This window comes from Halorubrum lipolyticum DSM 21995 (assembly GCF_000337375.1).
GTDB lineage: Archaea > Halobacteriota > Halobacteria > Halobacteriales > Haloferacaceae > Halorubrum > Halorubrum lipolyticum.
In genome coordinates, this window is sequence record NZ_AOJG01000030.1 from 284926 (window position 1) to 303345 (window position 18420).

At 69.4% G+C, this 18420-nt stretch carries 19 protein-coding genes; 12 read left to right on the forward strand and 7 right to left on the reverse strand.

The window, feature by feature from the left end; genetic code table 11:
* Positions 1 to 324 precede the first annotated feature (324 nt).
* The 3 genes from C469_RS11835 to C469_RS17055 form a co-directional block, all read right to left on the reverse strand.
* Positions 325 to 1248, reverse strand: a complete 924-nt coding sequence (locus C469_RS11835; RefSeq protein ID WP_008006879.1) for an NAD-dependent epimerase/dehydratase family protein — start codon at positions 1246 to 1248, stop codon at positions 325 to 327.
* 191 nt (positions 1249 to 1439) lie between these two features.
* Positions 1440 to 2234 carry an HpcH/HpaI aldolase family protein gene (locus C469_RS11840; RefSeq protein WP_008006881.1) on the reverse strand — a complete coding sequence of 265 codons (795 nt, stop codon included), beginning with the start codon at positions 2232 to 2234 and terminating at the stop codon, positions 1440 to 1442.
* Entirely contained in the window at positions 2231 to 2383 is a 153-nt protein-coding gene (locus C469_RS17055) for a hypothetical protein (protein WP_160163068.1), read from the reverse strand. The genes C469_RS11840 and C469_RS17055 overlap by 4 nt, the downstream gene beginning before the upstream one ends.
* 273 nt (positions 2384 to 2656) lie before the next feature.
* On the opposite strand from C469_RS17055, the gene C469_RS11845 reads away from it, so the two are divergent.
* Positions 2657 to 2917, forward strand: a complete 261-nt coding sequence (locus C469_RS11845; RefSeq protein ID WP_008006883.1) for a HalOD1 output domain-containing protein — start codon at positions 2657 to 2659, stop codon at positions 2915 to 2917.
* Between the two features lie 117 nt (positions 2918 to 3034).
* Positions 3035 to 3859: a YihY/virulence factor BrkB family protein gene (locus C469_RS11850; RefSeq protein WP_008006885.1), complete on the forward strand. Its 825-nt coding sequence runs from the start codon at positions 3035 to 3037 to the stop codon at positions 3857 to 3859.
* Between the two features lie 42 nt (positions 3860 to 3901).
* On the opposite strand, the gene C469_RS11855 is transcribed toward C469_RS11850, so the two are convergent.
* From C469_RS11855 to C469_RS11865, 3 genes are all read right to left on the reverse strand, one after another.
* Positions 3902 to 4078 carry a DUF7511 domain-containing protein gene (locus C469_RS11855; RefSeq protein ID WP_241430013.1) on the reverse strand — a complete coding sequence of 59 codons (177 nt, stop codon included), beginning with the start codon at positions 4076 to 4078 and terminating at the stop codon, positions 3902 to 3904.
* Positions 4079 to 4139: 61 nt separating this feature from the next.
* A complete protein-coding gene (gene aglF / locus C469_RS11860; protein ID WP_049911345.1) occupies positions 4140 to 4943 on the reverse strand; it encodes a UTP--glucose-1-phosphate uridylyltransferase AglF in 804 nt (267 codons plus the stop codon).
* A 100-nt stretch (positions 4944 to 5043) separates the two neighbouring features.
* Positions 5044 to 5859, reverse strand: a complete 816-nt coding sequence (locus C469_RS11865) for a TrmB family transcriptional regulator (RefSeq protein ID WP_008006890.1) — start codon at positions 5857 to 5859, stop codon at positions 5044 to 5046.
* 380 nt (positions 5860 to 6239) lie between these two features.
* On the opposite strand from C469_RS11865, the gene C469_RS11870 reads away from it, so the two are divergent.
* Both C469_RS11870 and C469_RS11875 read left to right on the forward strand, forming a co-directional pair.
* Positions 6240 to 7025: a TrmB family transcriptional regulator gene (locus C469_RS11870; protein WP_008006893.1), complete on the forward strand. Its 786-nt coding sequence runs from the start codon at positions 6240 to 6242 to the stop codon at positions 7023 to 7025.
* Between the two features lie 59 nt (positions 7026 to 7084).
* On the forward strand, positions 7085 to 7519 hold the full coding sequence (locus tag C469_RS11875; protein WP_241430014.1) for a HalOD1 output domain-containing protein: 435 nt from the start codon (positions 7085 to 7087) through the stop codon (positions 7517 to 7519).
* Between the two features lie 81 nt (positions 7520 to 7600).
* Here C469_RS11875 and C469_RS11880 read toward each other — a convergent pair whose 3' ends face one another.
* Entirely contained in the window at positions 7601 to 7861 is a 261-nt protein-coding gene (locus C469_RS11880; protein ID WP_008006896.1) for a hypothetical protein, read from the reverse strand.
* Positions 7862 to 8155: 294 nt separating this feature from the next.
* On the opposite strand from C469_RS11880, the gene C469_RS11885 reads away from it, so the two are divergent.
* The 8 genes from C469_RS11885 to C469_RS11915 form a co-directional block, all read left to right on the forward strand.
* On the forward strand, positions 8156 to 10075 hold the full coding sequence (locus C469_RS11885) for a hypothetical protein (RefSeq protein ID WP_008006898.1): 1920 nt from the start codon (positions 8156 to 8158) through the stop codon (positions 10073 to 10075).
* A gap of 174 nt (positions 10076 to 10249) precedes the next feature.
* Complete coding sequence (locus C469_RS11890; RefSeq protein WP_008006901.1) at positions 10250 to 10468, forward strand: hypothetical protein; 219 nt, start codon at positions 10250 to 10252, stop codon at positions 10466 to 10468.
* The gene (locus tag C469_RS11895; protein WP_008006902.1) at positions 10465 to 13194 is read left to right on the forward strand and encodes a glycosyl hydrolase family 28-related protein; all 2730 of its coding nucleotides are present in this window, start codon (positions 10465 to 10467) and stop codon (positions 13192 to 13194) included. Before C469_RS11890 ends, C469_RS11895 begins: the two co-directional genes overlap by 4 nt.
* A 97-nt stretch (positions 13195 to 13291) precedes the next feature.
* Positions 13292 to 14638 (forward strand): glycosyl hydrolase family 28-related protein, encoded by a 1347-nt coding sequence (locus C469_RS11900; RefSeq protein WP_008006903.1) that lies wholly within the window; start codon positions 13292 to 13294, stop codon positions 14636 to 14638.
* Positions 14639 to 14820: 182 nt separating this feature from the next.
* Positions 14821 to 15642: a hypothetical protein gene (locus C469_RS11905; RefSeq protein ID WP_049911347.1), complete on the forward strand. Its 822-nt coding sequence runs from the start codon at positions 14821 to 14823 to the stop codon at positions 15640 to 15642.
* A gap of 41 nt (positions 15643 to 15683) precedes the next feature.
* Complete coding sequence (locus tag C469_RS17060; protein WP_160163069.1) at positions 15684 to 15827, forward strand: hypothetical protein; 144 nt, start codon at positions 15684 to 15686, stop codon at positions 15825 to 15827.
* Positions 15828 to 15832: 5 nt separating this feature from the next.
* Entirely contained in the window at positions 15833 to 17860 is a 2028-nt protein-coding gene (locus C469_RS11910) for a hypothetical protein (protein WP_008006905.1), read from the forward strand.
* A gap of 31 nt (positions 17861 to 17891) precedes the next feature.
* Positions 17892 to 18420, forward strand: a 529-nt coding sequence (locus C469_RS11915; RefSeq protein ID WP_008006906.1) for a glucosamine inositolphosphorylceramide transferase family protein, incomplete at its 3' end; no start/stop codon positions are given.

Consider the following 18420-nt stretch of genomic DNA (forward strand, 5'->3'; position numbering starts at 1 on the left):
AGCCGCGAGGCTGGGGAGGCGTGAGGCGCTGTGCGGTTGCGGTCGGGGGGGACTCAAAGGGGCAGTCGCGAGGACGGTACAGGCGATGTAAGCACCGCAGGGAGCGAACGATGTGAGCGACCGAGGAGCGTGGTTCGAGAGAGCAAAGCTCTCTCGTCATCACGAAAGGCGCTTCGCGCCTTTCGAACGACAGCGAGCGTGTACCGTCCTCGCGGCTGGGGCTTTGGAGGTGTTCACCGCAAAGTCGTCGACATAGAAACAGCCGATAGCAACGCCCTGTTTCACTTATAAATAACCGACCGGCACGATCAGACTGGAGTCCGTTTATGCGGCCAGATACGGCTCGCACACCCGCTCGATCCCCGACTCGAAGTCGATGTCGGCCTCCCACCCCGTCGCGGCGCGCAGCTTGGAGGCGTCCGCGCAGGTGTCGGAGACGTACACGCGCTCCGGGATCGGATTCTCGACGTACTCCGAGTCCACGTCGGCGTCGAGCGCGCGGTTCAACAGGTCGACCACGGTGTTGAACGAGTGCGCCTCGCCGGTCCCGACGTTGTAGACGCCGTCGAGCTCGTGTTCGGCCGCGGCGACCAGGGCGTCGACCACGTCGTCGACGTGCGTGAAGTCCCGGGTCTGCGTGCCGTCGCCGTACAGCGTCGGGGGGCGCCCGTGCGCCACGTCGTCGGCGAACTGCGCGATCACGTTGGCGTACTCGCCCTTGTGCGCCTCGGCGCCGCCGTACCCCTGATACACCGAGAAGAACCGCATGCCGGCCATCGCCATGTCGTAGTGGTTCGAGAAGTACTCCGCGTAGCGCTCCCGGGAGAGCTTCGAGGCCTCGTAACCCGTGTTCACCGTGACCTCCATGTCTTCGGGACACGGCTCCGTCTGGCTCCCGTAGATCGAGGAGGTGGAGGCGTAGACGACGGTGTCACACCCCTGCTCGCGCGCCTGCTCGACGGTGTTCACGAACCCGTCGACGTTGACGCGCGCGCCCTCCACCGGGTTCTCCTCGTGCATCGCGTAGGAGGAACGCGCTGCGAGGTGGAACACGACGTCGACGTCGGTCGGGAGGTCCTCGTCCAACACGTCGCTCCGGAGACAGCGGACGCCGGAGCCGACGTTCTCCTCGGTGCCGAGGTAGCCGTTGTCGACCGCCGTCACCTCGTTGTCCGCCGCGAGCCGGTTCGCGAGGTTCGAGCCGATGAATCCGGTGCCGCCCGTGACTAGCACGCGTTTGTTCCGCATGCGAGGGCGTTCGCCGGACCGGCACTATGCTATACGGCGCTTAATTCGCGCCCCCGGATCTCGGGGACGACGCGGGGTGATCGGCGGCGGATCGCGGCTCGACCTGCGCCACCGGACGGCGCGGACGGCGCGGACGGCGCGGGCGTCGGCGGGCGTCGGCGAGCGCGCACCCGACCGGACGCGGGTCCGATTCAGGCGTCGTCTCGTTCGGAGGCGTCGAGCCACTCGGTGACCGCCCCTTCGAGCGCCCCGGTCGTGCTCCCGAGGTTCAGCAGCTGGTAGCCGTTCGACGCTTTCTCGTTGACGTCGTCCATCCCGAACCCGAGACCCCCGACGGGGACGTTCGCGCCGACCGCCTTCGATCGAATCGTCTCGACGGCCTCCTGTACCTCCGGATGGTCGACCTCTCCGGGGTGGCCCAGCGAGACCGAGAGGTCGAACGGGCCGATGAAGACGAATCCCAACTCCGGGACGGCGAGGATGTCGTCCAGGTTCTCGACGGACGCCTCGGTCTCGACGGTCACGCCGACGAGGGTCTCTCGGTCTTCGGTGGCGACGTACTCGTCGGCGAGCCCCCAGCGAGACGCCCGCGGGGAGGCCAGTCCCCGGTCACCGGGGTCGTCGTCGTAGCGGAACCGAGCGGACCGGACCGCGTCTCGGACTTCCTCGGCGGTGTCGACGCGGGGGAGGAACACGGTCCTCGCGCCGAGGTCCAGCGCTTTCCGGACGAGCGTCGGGTCGGTGTCGGGGAGCCGGACGAGCAGCTCCACGCCGGTCCGTTCGCCCGCGCGGAGCAGGTCTTCCAGCTGGCTCGCGTCCCACGGGTCCGGGCCGCCGTGTTCGAAGTCCAACCAGACGAAGTCGACGCCGAGCTCGCCGTAGAACTCCACGAGCGTCGGACTGTACGTGTTGTCGAGCACGCCGAGCGCGACGCCTCCGTCGTCCAGGGTCGCGGCGAGGTCGTTGGCCGGTCGCGGGGCAGTCATGGTCGAGGCCCGACGGAGTCCGCGCTCCCGAGCGCCGGGACGACGGACGCGCCCCCGTTCCCGACCGCGGTGACCGTTCCGCTCGTCTCCCTCTCGGAGTCGGCTACTCGCTTCCCCTCGCAGTCGTCGGATGCCCTCGTTCGTTTCATCGTGTTCTCGGAGGGGAATCGAGCGGATTGTTATAGAGACTGTATCGAGATCGTATCCGTCATCGGCGTCGATAATTCTCCGTTACGCCCAGCGATCCGGTGAGAAACCGGGTTCTTTCCGGAGCCGGCGGCATCTGTCAGAAGAGCCGCCTTGTCGAGCGTCCTCTCGGACGGATTTCAACAGAGCTATTTTCGTCCACGGCCAACCGCAGATATTGTGAGACGGTACGCGCAACGAGAGAACTCCTTCAACCGATTCGAGCGGTCGCGGCCGTGACCGACGATCACCTCGTCAGCAGACGGTACGACTGGAACGACGTCGCTCCGGTGGTCGGCGTCGTCGAGGCGCTGAGCGACGCCGACGGAACCGACCCGGACGCCGTTCCGACTCTCGCCGAGACGGTCGACCCGGAGGCGCTCAACGAACTCTGTGCGAGCGCGTCGACGCGGGACCCTGTCACGGTCTCGTTCGCCCACGCGGGCTACGACGTGACCGTTCGCAGCGACGGGTTCGTCGGCGTCGACACCGCGTGACGGGCTTCGTTATGAGCTTGATACCCGTCCCGCCGGCGACGGCCGCCGCGTCCGTTCGGCTACGCCCCGCCTAACGATACCCGCCGCACGCCTTCGGCGACCGTGCGACGCGACGCAATGCGCCCCGTCGAAACCGTTCGATCGCTCGTCGCGCTCGGTCGGTCGACCGTCGCCTTCGGTCGGTCGGTCTTCGTGCTCGGGCGCGAGAGCGAACTGTCGTTCCTCGCCGGGAGCATCGCCTTCTTCGCGTTCTTCTCCGTCGTGCCGGCCCTCGTCTTAGCGGTCGCGGTCGGCTCCGCGGTCGGGGGCGAGCGGTTCGCCGCGGGCGTGCTCGCGCTGTTCGAGGCGTACCTCTCCACGGAGGGGACGGCGGTCGTCAGCGCGGCGCTCACGGACCAGTCGGGCATCGCGGGCGCCACGGCGGTCGGGACCCTCGCGCTCGCGTGGAGCGCGCTCAAGGTGTTCCGGGCGATCGACCTCGCGTTCGACCGGATATACGGGTCGGAGACGGTGACGCCGCTGGGGAGACAGCTCCTCAACGCGACGGCGGTGATGACGACGATCGGGATCGGGATCGTCCTGCTCGTGAGCGCGCAGTTGGTCCTCGGGCTCCCGGCCGTCGAACGGGTCCTCCCGTCGAGAGCGGTCGGCATCGCGGTGCTTTTCGGCGGGCTCCTGGTCGCGCTGCTGCCGGTGTACTACGTCTTACCGCCGCGGCGCGTGTCGCTTCGAGAGGTCCTACCCGGGACCGTCGCGGCCGTGGTCGGGCTGGTCGTCCTGGAGACCCTGTTTCACCTGTACTCGACGGTCGCCGGCCAGTATCGGGCGTACGGCTTCCTCGGGATCGTGTTGCTGTTCCTGCTGTGGCTCTACTTCGGCGCGCTCGCGCTCCTGTTCGGGGCGGTCGTCAACGTCGCGGTCGAGTCGATCCCGGCCGAGTAGGTCGCGCCTCGAAAAGCGCCGCGAGCCGCGCGGCGCCCGTCGTCAGCGACAGGACGCGATCGCGAAGTAGTACCCGGACTCGGCGGTGATCCACTCCGTCATGCGGCTTTCCTCGTCGGGGTCCTCCGGATGAAGCGTGCACTCGTCGGGGTGATCGTCGTACCGAACGATCGTCGCCCGGATCGGCGGTTCGTGGTGGTCGGGTTCCCCAGTCGGCATCATCTGTGTCTCTGGGTGGAACTCGGGTGGGTATCGTAATGCGACTCGTAACGGGGATCCCTCAACTGTCGACCGGCTCCTCGGCCTCCTCGACCGGGTCGGTCGTGTCGGTGGGTTCGGCGGTGTCGCCCGCGTCGGCCGCGCCGACCGCGACCGCCTCGTCGAGTCGCTCCTCGGCGCGGTCGCGGTCCTCGGGGTACCCCACGTCGATGCGCCACCCGTCGAGCTGGACGGCGTCGATGGTGCGGCCGGACTGGATGAGCAGATCGATCGCGTCGGGGAGCTCGTACTCGCCGCGGTCGGAGGGTTGGACGAGGTGGCACGCGTGGAAGATGGCGGGCGTGAACGTGTAGAAGCCGGTCATCACGAGGTTGCTCGGCGGGTCGTCGGGCTTCTCGACGACCTCCACGACCTCGCCGTACTCGTTCGTGTCGAGGACGCCGTACCGGGAGGCCTCCTCGTAGGGAACCTCCTCGACGAGGAACGCCGCGTCGGCGCGGTCTTCCTGTTGGCGGCTGGCCACGTCGCCGAGGTTCCCTCGAAAGACGTTGTCGCCGAGCATCAGCATGAAGTCGCCGTCGACGTGCGGTTCGGCTTGGAGGATGGCGTGGGCGAGGCCTAACTGCTCGCGCTGGTGCGCGTAGGTGATGGGCGTGTCGCGGTACTCGTCGCCGTACCGGTCGATGATCTGCTCGGCCTTGTAGCCGACCACGACGACGAGTTCGCTCGCGCCCGCGTCGATCAGGTTGTCGAACACGTCTTCGACGAGGGGCGTCCCGTTCACCTCGACAAGCACCTTCGGCTTGTCCTCCGTCAGCGGTCGGAGTCTGGTCCCCTTCCCCGCCGCGAGTACCACTGCTTGCATGGGTCCCCTATCGGATCGGCGAGGGAAGGGTATACGCCGCCTAACGGGCGTCGATCCGGTCGCTACGCCGCGTCGGTGCGGTCTCGGCTGCGAAGCGGCGTCACGAGTTCATCTCCGACAGGAGCCCGGTGGACATCAGCCGGCGGACGATCGCGACGAGCCCGTTGTCGAACCCGCGCCCGAACACCGCCTGCTCGTGGTCGCGGCCGTCCCCCGTCGACTCGTGGAACGAGCTCACGAGGATGGTGTTGCGGTCGACGAGCAGGAGCCGGCCGATCACCGTCTCGTCGCCCGTCTCGGCCGAACTGCTCAGCCACTCCAACGCCGAGACGAACACCTTCGCCTCGGGGAGGTCGCTCTCGACGCGCTCCTGTAGCGACGGGTCCGTGATCCCGATCACGACGCTTACCCCCCGGTCCAGGGCGGCCTGCAGGCGGTCCCGAAGCTCCGACGGGTACGCCGACTCGTCGCCGATCACGAGGATGACCTCGCGGTCCGACTCGTCGACCAGCTGCTGTGTCCGACTCGTTATCGCCGAGGCCCCGGACAGCGCCCACACCTCGTGGGTGATCTCCGTCTCCTCGGTCGGGGCCGCCGGCTCGATCTTCCGGAGCGTCGCCCGGAGCGAATCGGTGCGCTCCTCGTACTCGCGCCTGAGCGTCTCGGCCGCCTCATCGATGGAGACGGCGCGGAACCGCTGCGGGTTCGCGTGTTGGATTTCGACTAACCCCTTCGTTTCCAGGACTCGGACCGCGTCGTAGACGCGCGTGCGAGGGACCTCGGAGATCTCGCTGATCTCCTTCGCGGTCCCCTCCGGGAGCCGAGAGAGCGCGACGAACGCCTTGGCCTCGTACTCCTTGAGCCCGAACTCCTGCAGCAACTCGATCGCCTGTTCGTGATGCGGTAAATCATTCATGGGTCCCAACCATTTCGCTACTGACAATTCGGTAGCTACTGCGGGTTTGAGCCCCGAGGTGAAAATCACTTGCCCTTCCTGACCCCTATCGACGCCGAGCGGCGCACGCAGCGAAACGTCGAGACATCGCGTGTCGTGGTTACGACCCCTGAAACTGGGCCGCGTCGAAGCGGGGGGAGGACGGGACCCGATCGGTCGCGGTCGGCTCGACGCTCTCGTCGACCGTCTGGCGTGGGGGTTCACTCAGATAATCACAATAAGAATATATCCCGGGGCCACGAAGCGGACGTTGGCGCGCGGGATCAGTAGGGTCCCAACCACTCTGTGCCCGCGCGTCGAACTACCCCTCGGGTAGTTTTCGACCGATACGAATCCTTCAGATGACCTCCAACGACTCCGGCGATCCGCGGTCGATTGCCGTCGACCAGCTCGAAGCGTTCGGCCTGAGTACCTACGCGGCCAGGACGTTCGTCGCGCTGACCGGCCTCGGCGAGGGGACGGCCAAGGACGTGAGCGCGCTGGCGGAGGTCCCTCGCACGCGCGTCTACGACGCGGCCGCCGAGCTCCGAGAGCACGGCCTCGTCGACGTCCAGCAGTCCACGCCGAAGCGGTTCACCGCGGTGTCGGCGGAGACCACCGGGCGGCGGTTCCGCCGGGAGTACACGCGGCGGGCGGACGCGCTGACGGCGGCGCTCGACGAGATCGAACCGGTGACGCCGAACGCGGAACAGCGCGGCGTCTGGACCGTCACGGGCCGGGAGATGGTGTCGGACCGGGTCGTGGAGTTCGTCGAGGGCGCGAGCGAGGAGGTCGTCCTCGTGACCCTCGACGTCCTCCTGACCGACGCCGTCGTCGACGCCCTCCGGAGCGCGGCCGACCGCGGCGTCGCCGTCCGGGTGTCCGGGATGGACTTCTCGGCGGCCGACGAGGACGGGGATCGGCTGCCGGAGGGGTGCGGGTTCGAGTCCCCGCGGGCGTGGACCGGGGTCCCCGCCGGACGGCTGCTGATGGTCGACCGGCGTCGGACGCTCGCGAGCGTGCTGGTGGACGGGACCGGCGAGCACCCGTCGAGCGCGCGCGACGAGACCGCGATCTGGGGCGCCGGCGAGACCAACAGCCTCGTGGTCGTGCTGAAAGCGATGTTCGCGTGGCTCAACGGCGAGTAGCGAGCCGAACTGTCACCCGGTTCCTCACAAACGTTCTTGAACGCCGGCGAGCTACTGGTATGTATGAAGACGAATGCGAATGTCACTTCGGGCGGGCTCGGACGGGGCGGAGGCTCGCCCCGACGCACGGGGCGGAGATGACGTTCGACGGCACGGACCCGACCGGAGACGCGGACGCCGAGCCGGCGGCGGAACACGGGACGGCGGCGGAGAGGGGTGAGTCGCCGCGGACCGTTCGGGCCGCGTGGGACGATTCGGGATCCCCGAGCACGGCCGTCGTCGAGGCGGTCGCGACCGCGACGGGCCGGGACCCCTTGGAGATGCCCCCCCTGTACGACACTCTCGACGTCGACGCGCTGGACGGTCTCCTGACCGCCGACCGGACCGGGGACGACGGAACCGTCGCCGTCTCGTTCAGATACGACGGGGCGTACGTCTGGGTCGACAGCGGCGGGGCCATCGAGGTCGACCCGGACGCGGCGAGTTCCGAGTGATCCCGCGGGGTCTCGGAGTGAGTTCGCGGAGTCTCCGAGCGAGTCGAGGCGCGGACCGAGCGATCGCCACCGACGCCGAGCTCAAACGACGGCCGTGACCCGGAGGTAGACGACGTAGCCGAACACCGCGAAACAGACCGCGACGAGCGCGCGGAGCGGGAGCCACCAGCGGTCGCCGCTCTCCGTCGGCGCGTACAGCTGCATCACCGACAGCAGCCCGACGAAGGAGGCGACGAAGAAGTTCTGCGGCGAGAACGCGTCGAGCGCGACCAACACGCCGAGCGACGCGAGCAGCCACGCGATCAGCGTCACGAGGAACCCGTCGCGGTGTTCGGAACCCATTGAGCGGGGTACCGCCGCGAGACGGGTTGTTATATCAGCGCTAACCGGCGAGACCGTGCGGACGGCACCGGAGACCGCGGCGGCTCCGACGGGACTCGCGTCGACCGCGTCGATCGCCGCCGAAACCGACGCCGCGGCGCCGACGCGACCCGCGACGCGGCCGCGATCGCGAACCGGCGTCGAGGAACCGCGCGTTATCGCGGGTATTACTACACCGACCACGTCACTGTGTCGGGACAGGTATCGTCCGCGGGCTCGACCCGTGACCCGCGGGCAGCCGGACTCCGATACGACATGTACGACGACACCGGGACGACGTGGACGAAGTGGCTGGCAGCCGCGGGGACCGCGTGTCTGTTGGGGGCGGTCTGGTTCCTCCTCCGAGTCCCGCCCGCGGCCGGCTACGAGATATCGATATACCGCGCGTACCCGACGCTGTTCTGGGTGCTCCTGATAGCGTCGATGTTCGTCGGGCAGTTCGTCGTGCTGCTGGCCGGGACGGCCGACGGGCGCGGCGCGGCGGACCTGCTCCCGGGCGCGGCGCTCGTCGTCGTGCCCGGGTTCGTTCTGGTGTTGCTCCCCTACGTCCGGGGGTACCCGGTGTACGGCCGGGCTGACGTGCTGACGCACATCGGGCTCTTGCGGGACCTCCCGGAGCTTGGGATCGAGCTCAACATCTACCCGCCGACCCACATCCTCACGCAGGCGCTGTCGGCCGCGACCGGTCTACCGGAGCTCGGGACCATCAACCTCCTCCCGGCCGTGTTCCTGGCCGTCTACCTCGGTTCGATGGCGCTGCTCGTCGACCACCTGTTCGACGACGCGCGCCGACGGGCGTTCAGCCTGCCCCTCGTGTTGATTCCGATCGGCGGCTCGGCGCACGTGACGGCCGTCCCGTTCATCCTGAGCGTCCTCCTCGCTCCGTTCCTCCTCTACCTGCTCGTCAAGGAGCAGCGGTCGCACGCGGTCCCCGTCCGCGCGCTGGTGTTGATCGCGGTCGCCGGCGTCGTGGTGTACCACCCGCTGACGGCCGTCTTCGCGCTGGTCGCCCTCGCCACCTACAGCGCCTTCAACAGGATCCCGGTGGTACGGGCGCAGTGGAGCGGTCTCCCGAACGTCACCTCGCTGGCGACCGTGCTGTTCGTCGCCTGGTACCTGAAGTACACCGGGATCATCGTCCGGTTCCGGAACGTCGTCGACGACTTCCTGGGCCCGGCGGGCGGTCCCTCTCCCCTGCAGTCCACCACGGAGACCGTCGAGCGCACGTCGCCCGACCCGATCGACCTGATCACGGTCGCGTTCATCGAGCGCGGCACCGACCTGCTCGTCTTCGGCTTCGCGTCCGCGTTCTTCGTCCTCGCGGTCGCGCTGTGGTACTTCCGGGACGAACGGCCGGCCGTCTTCACGTTCGCGTACGGCAGCACGACGTTCCTGTTCGGGCTGATGGCGACGCTGTTCCTGACGAACGACCTCATCGCCGGGTTCGGTCGGCCGCTCCTGTTCGGAAAGCTGTTCGCCGCGGCGTTCGTGGGGGCGCTGTTCCACCTCGTCTGGCAGCGGGCGGACAGCGTCGAGGTGCGCACCGTCGTCAGCGTCGCGTTCGCGGGGCTGTTGCTGGTGACGATCGTGTTGTCCGTGTTCGGCATGTTCACGTCACCCATCGTGTTCGACAAGAACCACCAGGTCACCGAGATGGAGCTCGACGGGACGGAGTGGCTGTTCGAGAACCGGGACCCCGACCACTTCATCGACGAGCAGGGGATCTACCAGTACCGCTTTTACCACCGCTACTACGGCACGAACCAGCCGGACGAGACGATTCGGTGGGAGGGCACGTCGCCGCCGGACCACTACAACTACACCGTCAACGAGCGGCTCGGGCAGAGCTACGACGACGACAGGTACCTGCTGTTGCCGAGGGCGGGACGGATCACGTATCCGGAACGGTTCCCGGACTACCGCGAGCAGTGGCGGTTCGTCCCCGAGGACTTCGAGCGGCTCGAAGCGGACCGGTCGGTCGACCGCGTGTACGACAACGGGGAAGTGAACCTGTACCTGGTCGAGTCCGAACCGGCGCCCGCCGGGACCGACGGCGAGACCGCCGACTCGACGCCGGGCGAAACAGACGACGGGACGACCGACTCGGCGTCCGGCGACCTCGCCCCCGGCCTCGCCGATCAAATCCGGTCGGAACGCGCGGTTATCTCCCGTTAACAGCACCTTAACGCCGTCCTAACCGCTACGCAGACGGAGCGATTCTCCGGCGAAACCGCCTCTTCGCCCGGGAACGCCGTGTCCCGATCCGGTTAGCGAATTGAACAGTCATCAGATGGTGAACATATAAGTAACGATACACTTATAGCGGTTAGGCTTCGATTACCAACTGCAATGGCACACAAGCTGGCACACGACAGCGGTAGCGACCGCTCCGCGGAGACGACGGATCGCGACGGGAAACAGCGGTTTACTCGTCGGCAGTACGTCAAGCTCGGCACCGCGACCGCGGCGACCCTCCTGGTCGGCGGGGCGTCGGTCGGCGGGTCGACGGGTGCGACGACGGACACGGGCGATCTCTTCTGGACCGACTTCAGCGAGGGATCGCTGTGACGGTCCTGAACGTCCGGGACTTCGGCGCGGTGGGCGACGGGTCGACCGACGACACCGACGCGATCCAAGAGGCGATCGACGCGGCGGGCGACGGCGACGAGGTGTACGTTCCCGCGACCGGGAGCTCCTACCTCGTGACGGGCTGGAACAGCGTCGTCGACATCGGGCCGTCTGCGGACAACGTCCGGTTCTACGGCGACGGCGAGGGGAGTCGGATCGAGTACGGCGGGGGCAACGGCGGTCGGAACGTGTTCATGATCAGCGTCGACCCCGTCGACTCCGGCCTCGAGGGGTTCGTGCTCGAACACCTCACCCTCGACGGCGGGCTCGACAGCGTCGAGGGGGACCCGAACGTCGCCTCGGCGGTGCAGGTACGGAGTCCCGGCCCCGGCGCCGAGGGCAACGTCGACATCACGATCCGCGACGTGCGGGCGACGAACTGCTACGGCAACGGCATCGACGTCGGCTCCGCGGGAACGACCGTCACGAACTGCACGGCCGACAACAACCGGCAGCACGGGTTCGGGATGAAGACCAGCAACGACTCGTTTCAGGACCCGCGCGTCCGGTTCGAGCGCTGTCTCGCCCACGGGAACGGCTTCGGTGGGGGGTACTACGGGATGGACCTGTCGGGCGGCACCGCCGTCGCCGAGGACTGCGTGCTTCGCGACAACGAGGGCGCGGGCGCGACCAAGTGCTCTGACGGCGCGGAGCGGATGGTGTACCGCCGCTGCCGGCTGACGAACAACGCGGGCCACGTCTTCCAGAACACGAGCGGGCGGGGCGCCACCGTCGTCTTCGACCGGATCGTCGCCGAGGGCAACGTGGACTGCATGCGGCTGACGGAGGACGGCGTCTACCGGGTCCCGGCGGGCTCGGAGCTGGTGTTCGTCGACAACGGGCCGGACGTCCGCGGCGGGCTGTACCTCACCCACGACTCGGTGTTGGAGGCCGGCGACGCGACGCTCTGGATCAACGGCCAGACCGGCGGCGCGGGCCTGCGGGCCAGCTCCGACGGGGCCGGGAGCCGCGTCGGGACCTACTACCACGCCGACAACGAGGACGGGGCGGTCTCGAACGATCAGAACATCTCGTTCGGGACGGTCGCGAGCGACCTGAAGACCGACCTCGACGGCGTCCCGACCGCCGATCAGGTCGGCGCGTGGACCGACGCCGAAAGCGACGACGACACCGGCGACGACGAGCCGGCCGACGACGACTCCGACGGAACCGACGAGACGACCGAGGACTCGGCCTTCGAGTCGTGGACCCCGCGGTGGGACTCCGACGCGAGCGACTGGGGCGTCGTCGCGGGCGACGAGTACGAGGGCGGGCACGCCCTCCGGTACGACCACGACGGCACGGACGTGGGCCGCCGGGCGATCTCGTGGGACGCCGTCGGCACCCCCTCCGACGTCGAGGTCTTGGACAGGGTCCGCGTTCCGTCCTTCGACACCGAGGGGGACCGCGGGTACCACGCCCGGGTGCACCTCCGGTCGTCGAACGACGGCGGCGAGGAGCGCGGCTACTGGGTCGAGCTGGAGGACGCCGAGGACGGGTTCAGGCTGGCCAAGTACTCCGCCGACGGGCTGACGACGCTGGCCCGGTTCGGCGCGCCCGCCGCGGGCGCGTTCTTCTACCGGCGGTTCCGCGCCGAGGGCGACCGCCTGCGGGTCAAGGCGTGGAAGGCGAGCGAGCCCGAGCCCGACGCCTGGGACGCCGACCTCACCGACGCGGACCACGCCGACGGGTGGGTCGGACTCGGCTCCTTCGACCCGGGCGCGTTCCAGACGGACGTGCTGGGCGTCGCGACCGACGGCGGAACGGTCCGACTCGAGTCCGACGCCGCGCAGCCGACGGCGTCGTGGCGGGCTCCCGCCGACGGGGAGACGGTCGGCGGGAGCGTTCCGGTGCGGGTCGAGGCCGCGGACGGCGCCGGCTCCGGCGACGGCGTCACCGTCGAGTACCGGGCCGACGGCGGCCCCTGGACGGAGACGACCTACGACCCCGAGAGCGGCGCCCACGAGGCGGCGTGGGACTCCACGGACGTCGTCGAAGGGGACGTTTCGCTCGAAGCGCGCGCGACGAGCGACGACGGGTCGAGCGTCGACGCGGCGGTCTCCGTGACTGTCGACAACCGGCCCGAAGTCGTCTCGCTCGAGGCGCGGGATCTGACGGCCGAAACGGCGACGCTCGCCGGCGACCTCCGGGACCTCGGCGGGGCCGACGAGGTCCGCGCGCGCTTCGAGCTGCGCGCCGTCGAGACCGACGCCTGGACGACCGTCGGCGGCGAGACGCTGGACTCGCCGGCGTCGTTCACGCACATCGTGTCGGGGCTCGACCCGGACGGCGCCTACGAGTTCCGCGCCGTCGCCGACGGGAGCGACGCGACCGTCACTGGGGAGCCCGTCCCGTTCGCGACGCTCGCCGACTCGGGCGGGAACGACGCGCCGACGGTCGAGGAGTTCGACGTCACCGACAGGAGCGGGAAGAAGTGGACGCGGTTCGACGTCGACTGGGCCGTGGCCGACGCCGACGGCGACCTCGACGCGGTCGTCTCGACGCTCGAGCGCAACGGCCGAACGGTCGCCGCGGAGAGCACGACCGTGTCGGGTGACGCGGCGAGCTACACCCACGTGCTCCGCGTTCGCGGGAAGGTCGACGCCGTTCGCCTCTTCGTGAACGACACGTCGAACGCGACGGCGATGCGAGAGTACGAGGTCTGAGACGGTCGGGCTGAGCGTCAGGCGCCCCGCGGCGTCGAACCCACGGTCCGGCGTTTGGCTCCCGTTAACTATCCCTCGTCGGCCCCGAGGGGAGCTAATGGTATCTCGCCGCCGCGCCCTCTCCCTGCTGTCCCTCTCAGCCGTCGCGCTGGCGGGCTGTAACGGGAGAGACGACGATTCCGAAGACGAGGGCCCTCCGGAGTCGTCCGATCCGGACGCGGAGGGAACGCCCGACGCGGTCTCGGACATCCGCGATTTCGGGGCCGCCGTCGACGGGACGACCGACGACACGCGGGCCGTCCGGGACGCGATCGACGCGGTCGGCGAGGGCGGCACCGTCTACTTCCCGACGGGGACGACCCTCGTGTCCGCCGACGACAAGACCGCCGAAGGGGCGAAGGCGATCGAGGTCCGCGGCGACGACCTCCCGGACGACGTGACCTTCCGCGGCGACGGCGAGGAGTCCGTGGTCCGGCTCGACGGCGGCCACGAGGACAACCACGGGCTGTTCTCCTGGAAGCCGGAGAGCGGGATCGTCGGGCACGTCGTCCGCGATCTGACGGTCGACGGCAACCGAGACGAGCAGCCCGCCGATCCCGAGAACGACGACAACGGCCTGAACCTCGGCGTGAGCGAGGCCGGCAGCGACGACGCGACCGTCGATATCACGTTCCGCGACGTGCGGAGCGTCGACGCCAACACCGAGTGTTTCACCTTTCTGCAGGGCGGCTGCGTCGCGGACCGGTGTACCGCGAGCGGCGCCGGGAAACACGGGTTCGGCATCGACACGTACGACAACGTCGGCCCGGCTCTGCCGCCCGTCGTCGTCCGGAACTCCCACGCGTACGACTGCGACATCTACGGGATCGACTGCTCCGGGGGAACGACCGTCGTCGAGGACTGCGTCCTCGAGGAGAACGGGTGGGGAACCAAGACGACCGGCCACGTGCTCGAGGCCGCGTTCCGCCGGGTCCGGATAGCGAACAACAAACACCTCGGCTACCAGCGGAACGACACGCCGACGGAGACCGGCGAGACCGCGCGGGTGCAGTTCGACGACGTGGTGGCCCAGTCGAACGGCGATCAGGGGTTCCGCTTCGGGCGAGACACCGAGTACTCGGTCGGGACCGTCACCGCGCTCGGGAACAACGGTGACGGGAACGGGAGCGGCAACATCGCGATCATGGACAACGCGACCGTCACCGCCGACGAGGTCCGCTCGTTCAACGCCGAGTTCGGCGCCGGCATCCACTACTGGAGCTCGGAGTCGTCGACGATCTCGCTGTACGTGAACTTCGGGAACCGGAACGGGCCCTTCGACGGGGAGCTGGAGAGGCTCGTCGTGCGCGCCATCGACGTCGACGTGCCGAGCAACGTCGTCGACTCGATCACGTCCGGCGCGATCCCGGACTCGTCGGAAGTCGGCGCGGGAACGAGCGACTGACGAGGGGAGACGGGGGAGATCGCTCCGAAGAAGCGAACCCGACCGGTGGTGCCGCCGAGCGGACGGAATTCTGCCGCGGTAATCGGACCCATACAGCGGGCTACCCACCCCTATGAACTCTATATATATGTGGGTAGCACCGGCACAACCGGTATGAGCGGACGGATAACGGGAGGCGACGCGTGTCGGTCGACCGACCGCCCGAAGCGCGGGGACACATGATCGGGCTCTTAGGGAAAGCCGAGGAGGTCAGGCGCTCGCAGGGCACGCTGACGATGGTCCAGCGAGGCGCGAACTACCTCGCGTGGCGCGGGTCTCCGGTCCTGTGGCCGCTGTTGAACCGCGGCCGGACGGTCGGCCACCGGCTGCGGTACGACGCTCCCCCGCGGCTGTACGAACCGATCTCCGTCTCGCCGTCGGCGATCACGCGATACACTTGGGGGGTCTCCAAGACCCTCGGCCTCGGGGCGGTGCGCGGCGGCGACTGGGAGAGCGACTCGCTCCCGCTCTCCGAGAAGTGGGAGTGCCGGGGGCTCGAACAGCGGTTCGTCGACGGCCTCGACTGGGAGGAGACGGAGTACGTCCGGTACCCCCGCCGGAAATACTTCGCGGAGGGAGAGGACATCTGGGGGTACGGCACCGAGGCGGAGTTCATCGAGCACCGGTGCGGCTACGTGGACCGACTCTACGAGAGCATCCGACGGGACGGGTACGTGCGGTCCGAGAACGGGACGGACGCGTTCCCGGGGATGGACATCCGCCGGATCGGGTATCACCACAACTTCGACCCGCTGGTCTGTATCGGGGCCGACGGAACGATCTACCACCGCGACGGCTACCACCGGCTGATGATCGCCAAGGCGCTCGATATCGACGCGATCCCGGTGTTGGTCCTCGCCAGGCACCCGGCGTGGCAGGAGGTCCGCGAGTGCGCGTACGCCGGCGAGCTCGCCGAGAGCGATCCCGACCGCGAGCATCCCGACATCGCGCCGCTGCTGGATTAGCGGACGTATATACATAGCCGGTCGCCCCGACGGACCCAGACATGGAACCACCACGGCGCAGCGATCGACTCCGGACGGCGGAGCGGCCCCCGACGGCGGAGCGGCTCCGGACGACGGAGCGGCTCCGGACGACGGATCGACTCCGGACGGCGAACCGCGACGGCCGGTCCGTCCCGGCGGCGTGACCGACATGGTCGACATCAGCTCCGCGGTCTCACGCGGTCTCACCGCCGGCGTCTCGCGCGGCCGGTCCGTCGCCCACGCCGCGCGTCGGCAGCTCCCGGCGCTCGCGGACACCGGGAGCGACGAGGAGCACCTGTCCGCGGCGATAGAGTGGCTGTTCCGCAGTCAGGACGCGACCGGCGGGGGCGGGTCGGCGGCCACGTACAACCTCCTGCTCGGGTGGGAGCCCCCGTACCCGGAGACGACCGGCTACGTCATCCCTACCCTCTACGCGTACGCCGACGACAACCCCGAAAGCGAGGCGTTCGACCGCGCGACGGCGATGGCCAAGTGGCTCCTGTCGGTCCAGCGCGCCGACGGGAGCTTCCCCGAGGGGACCGGCGAGCGCGGCGACCCCAACGTGTTCAACACCGGACAGGCCGTCTTCGGGCTCGTCGAGGCGTACCGCCGGACGGGCGAGGAGGCGTACGCCGACGCGGTCCGCGCCGCCTGCGACTGGGCCGTCGTCGCGCAGGACGACGACGGCGCGTGGCGGCGGTACGACTACGAGGGCGAGGTGCACGCGTACGCGACCCGGGTCGCGTGGGCGCTGCTGGAGGGGGCCTCGGTCCTCGACGACCGGGCGGAGACCTACCGGAACGCCGCGAAGCGGAACCTCGAGTGGGCGCTCGAGAGACGGCGGCCGAACGGCTGGTTCGAGAACGCGGCCTTCGTCGCGGGCGACGACCCGGACCTCCACACCATCGCGTACACGATTCGCGGGCTCTTGGAGGGCGGCGTCCGGCTCGACGACGACGCGATGATCGACGCCGCGAGGGGGTCCGCGGACGTGCTCTTGGAGCTCCAGCGGCGGACCGGTTCCCTATCGGGGACCTACGACGCCAACTGGGACGGGACGTGGTACCGCTGTCTCACCGGCAACGCCCAGATGGGGCTGGTGTGGCTTCGGCTCTACGAGCTGACGGGCGAGGCGGAGTACGCGAGGGCGGCCCGGACCGCCGCCGAGTTCCTCAAGCGCCACCAGTCGCTCGGCGGTCCAGACCCCGTTCGCGGGGCGATTCCGGGGTCGTACCCGCACGTCGGCGGCTACCTCTACCTGCGGTACCCGAACTGGGCGACGAAGTTCTTCGCCGACCTCCTCGCGGGGCTGGCGGACGCCTCGCCGCCGGAAGCGACGGGCGGAGGGCAGGAGGCCCCGGAGACGACCGCGACGAAGTGGAAGGCCGCGATCACCGGGGAGACGGTGACCGACGACGCCCCGCTCCGGGTCTGTCTGCTGTTCGACGGCGAAGGCACCGAGCGGTGGGTCGCGGACGCGATCGAGACGATGCTGGCGGAGACGAACGCCGAGATCTCCCTCGTCGTGATCAACGAGGACGCCGGCCTGCTCGGGAGCGGGAACGTGAAACGCGGCGTGAAGTACCCGGCGTACGCGGCCTACTGGATCGCGTCGGCGCTGCGACCCCGCCGGTCCGCGTCGGAGCGGTACGACGACTCGGTCCACATCTCGGAGATCACCGGGGTCGACGACGTCGAGTGGATCCGGACGTACCCGACCAACGTCAGCGGGCTCTGGAACGAGCTCCCCGAGGAGGTCGTCTCGGAGATCGGAGCGCGGTCCGACGTGGTGTTCCGCCGCGGCTTCGGGCTGGTCCGAGGGTCGCTGCTCTCGGCCACCGAGCACGGCGTCTTGAGCTACCACCACGGCGATCCCCGGGCCTACCGGGGTGGTCCCGCCGGGTTCTGGGAGTACATGCGCGACGAGGAGACCGCGGGCACGATCGTCCAGTCGCTGACCGACGACCTCGACGCCGGGGTCGTCCGGTCGTACCGCGACGTGGACATCGCCGACTGCGACACCCTCGACGAGATCCGGCGCGCGCTGTACGGGGGGTCGACCGGCCAGTTGGCCGAGGCGATCGAGGCCGTCCAAGACGAGGACCGCGAGCCGATGGTCGTCGACGACCTCGGGCCGGTGTACCACCCGCCGGACCTCGGCGAACTGGCCGCGTACGCGCGGAAGCGCTACCGATGACCGGTTCACCGGACCCGCCGGGGGCGGTCCGATGAGCGATCGGCTAGAGGCGCTGCGGCGGGTCCCGTTCCTCCTCACCGCCGCGCGGTCGGCGGGAAAGGTCGTCAACCACACGCTCCCGGACCTGCTGCGCTCCGAGGTCGACGCGGCTGCGCTCGACCGGTCCGCGGTCGACCCCGCACTCGCGGGGCCGGCGACCTCGCTGGGACCGGGCGAGCGCGACGGGACGGAGCTCCCCCTGACTCCCACCGAGATCGCGGCCGCGCGAAATCCGGCGTTCACCGCCGAGGACGTGACGGACTTCGGGGCCGTCGACTTCGTCGCCGACCCGTTCATGCTCCCCGGCCCGGACCGCTGGCACCTCTTCTTCGAGGTGTGTAACTACGCCCGCGACCCGGACGCCGTGATCGGCCACGCGACGAGTCCCGACGGGCTCCGCTGGGAGTACGACCGCGCCGTGTTGAACACCGGCGAACACCTCTCGTTCCCGTACGTGTTCGAGTGGGAGGGCACCCGGTACATGGTGCCCGAGGAGGGCGGAGCAGACGGGCGAGCGGTCC

Excerpts from the sequence above, each read along its gene's own strand:
- C469_RS11880 (WP_008006896.1), bottom strand. The coding sequence starts at position 7,861 with ATGGGTTCCGAACACCGCGACGGGTTCCTCGTGACGCTGATCGCGTGG.
- C469_RS11840 (WP_008006881.1), bottom strand. The coding sequence starts at position 2,234 with ATGACTGCCCCGCGACCGGCCAACGACCTCGCCGCGACCCTGGACGAC.
- C469_RS11850 (WP_008006885.1), top strand. The coding sequence starts at position 3,035 with ATGCGCCCCGTCGAAACCGTTCGATCGCTCGTCGCGCTCGGTCGGTCG.
- C469_RS11835 (WP_008006879.1), bottom strand. The coding sequence starts at position 1,248 with ATGCGGAACAAACGCGTGCTAGTCACGGGCGGCACCGGATTCATCGGC.
- C469_RS11885 (WP_008006898.1), top strand. The coding sequence starts at position 8,156 with ATGTACGACGACACCGGGACGACGTGGACGAAGTGGCTGGCAGCCGCG.
- C469_RS11870 (WP_008006893.1), top strand. The coding sequence starts at position 6,240 with ATGACCTCCAACGACTCCGGCGATCCGCGGTCGATTGCCGTCGACCAG.
- aglF (WP_049911345.1), bottom strand. The coding sequence starts at position 4,943 with ATGCAAGCAGTGGTACTCGCGGCGGGGAAGGGGACCAGACTCCGACCG.
- C469_RS11865 (WP_008006890.1), bottom strand. The coding sequence starts at position 5,859 with ATGAATGATTTACCGCATCACGAACAGGCGATCGAGTTGCTGCAGGAG.
- C469_RS11900 (WP_008006903.1), top strand. The coding sequence starts at position 13,292 with ATGGTATCTCGCCGCCGCGCCCTCTCCCTGCTGTCCCTCTCAGCCGTC.
- C469_RS11890 (WP_008006901.1), top strand. The coding sequence starts at position 10,250 with ATGGCACACAAGCTGGCACACGACAGCGGTAGCGACCGCTCCGCGGAG.
- C469_RS17060 (WP_160163069.1), top strand. The coding sequence starts at position 15,684 with ATGGAACCACCACGGCGCAGCGATCGACTCCGGACGGCGGAGCGGCCC.
- C469_RS11910 (WP_008006905.1), top strand. The coding sequence starts at position 15,833 with ATGGTCGACATCAGCTCCGCGGTCTCACGCGGTCTCACCGCCGGCGTC.
- C469_RS11875 (WP_241430014.1), top strand. The coding sequence starts at position 7,085 with ATGTATGAAGACGAATGCGAATGTCACTTCGGGCGGGCTCGGACGGGG.
- C469_RS17055 (WP_160163068.1), bottom strand. The coding sequence starts at position 2,383 with ATGAAACGAACGAGGGCATCCGACGACTGCGAGGGGAAGCGAGTAGCC.
- C469_RS11855 (WP_241430013.1), bottom strand. The coding sequence starts at position 4,078 with ATGCCGACTGGGGAACCCGACCACCACGAACCGCCGATCCGGGCGACG.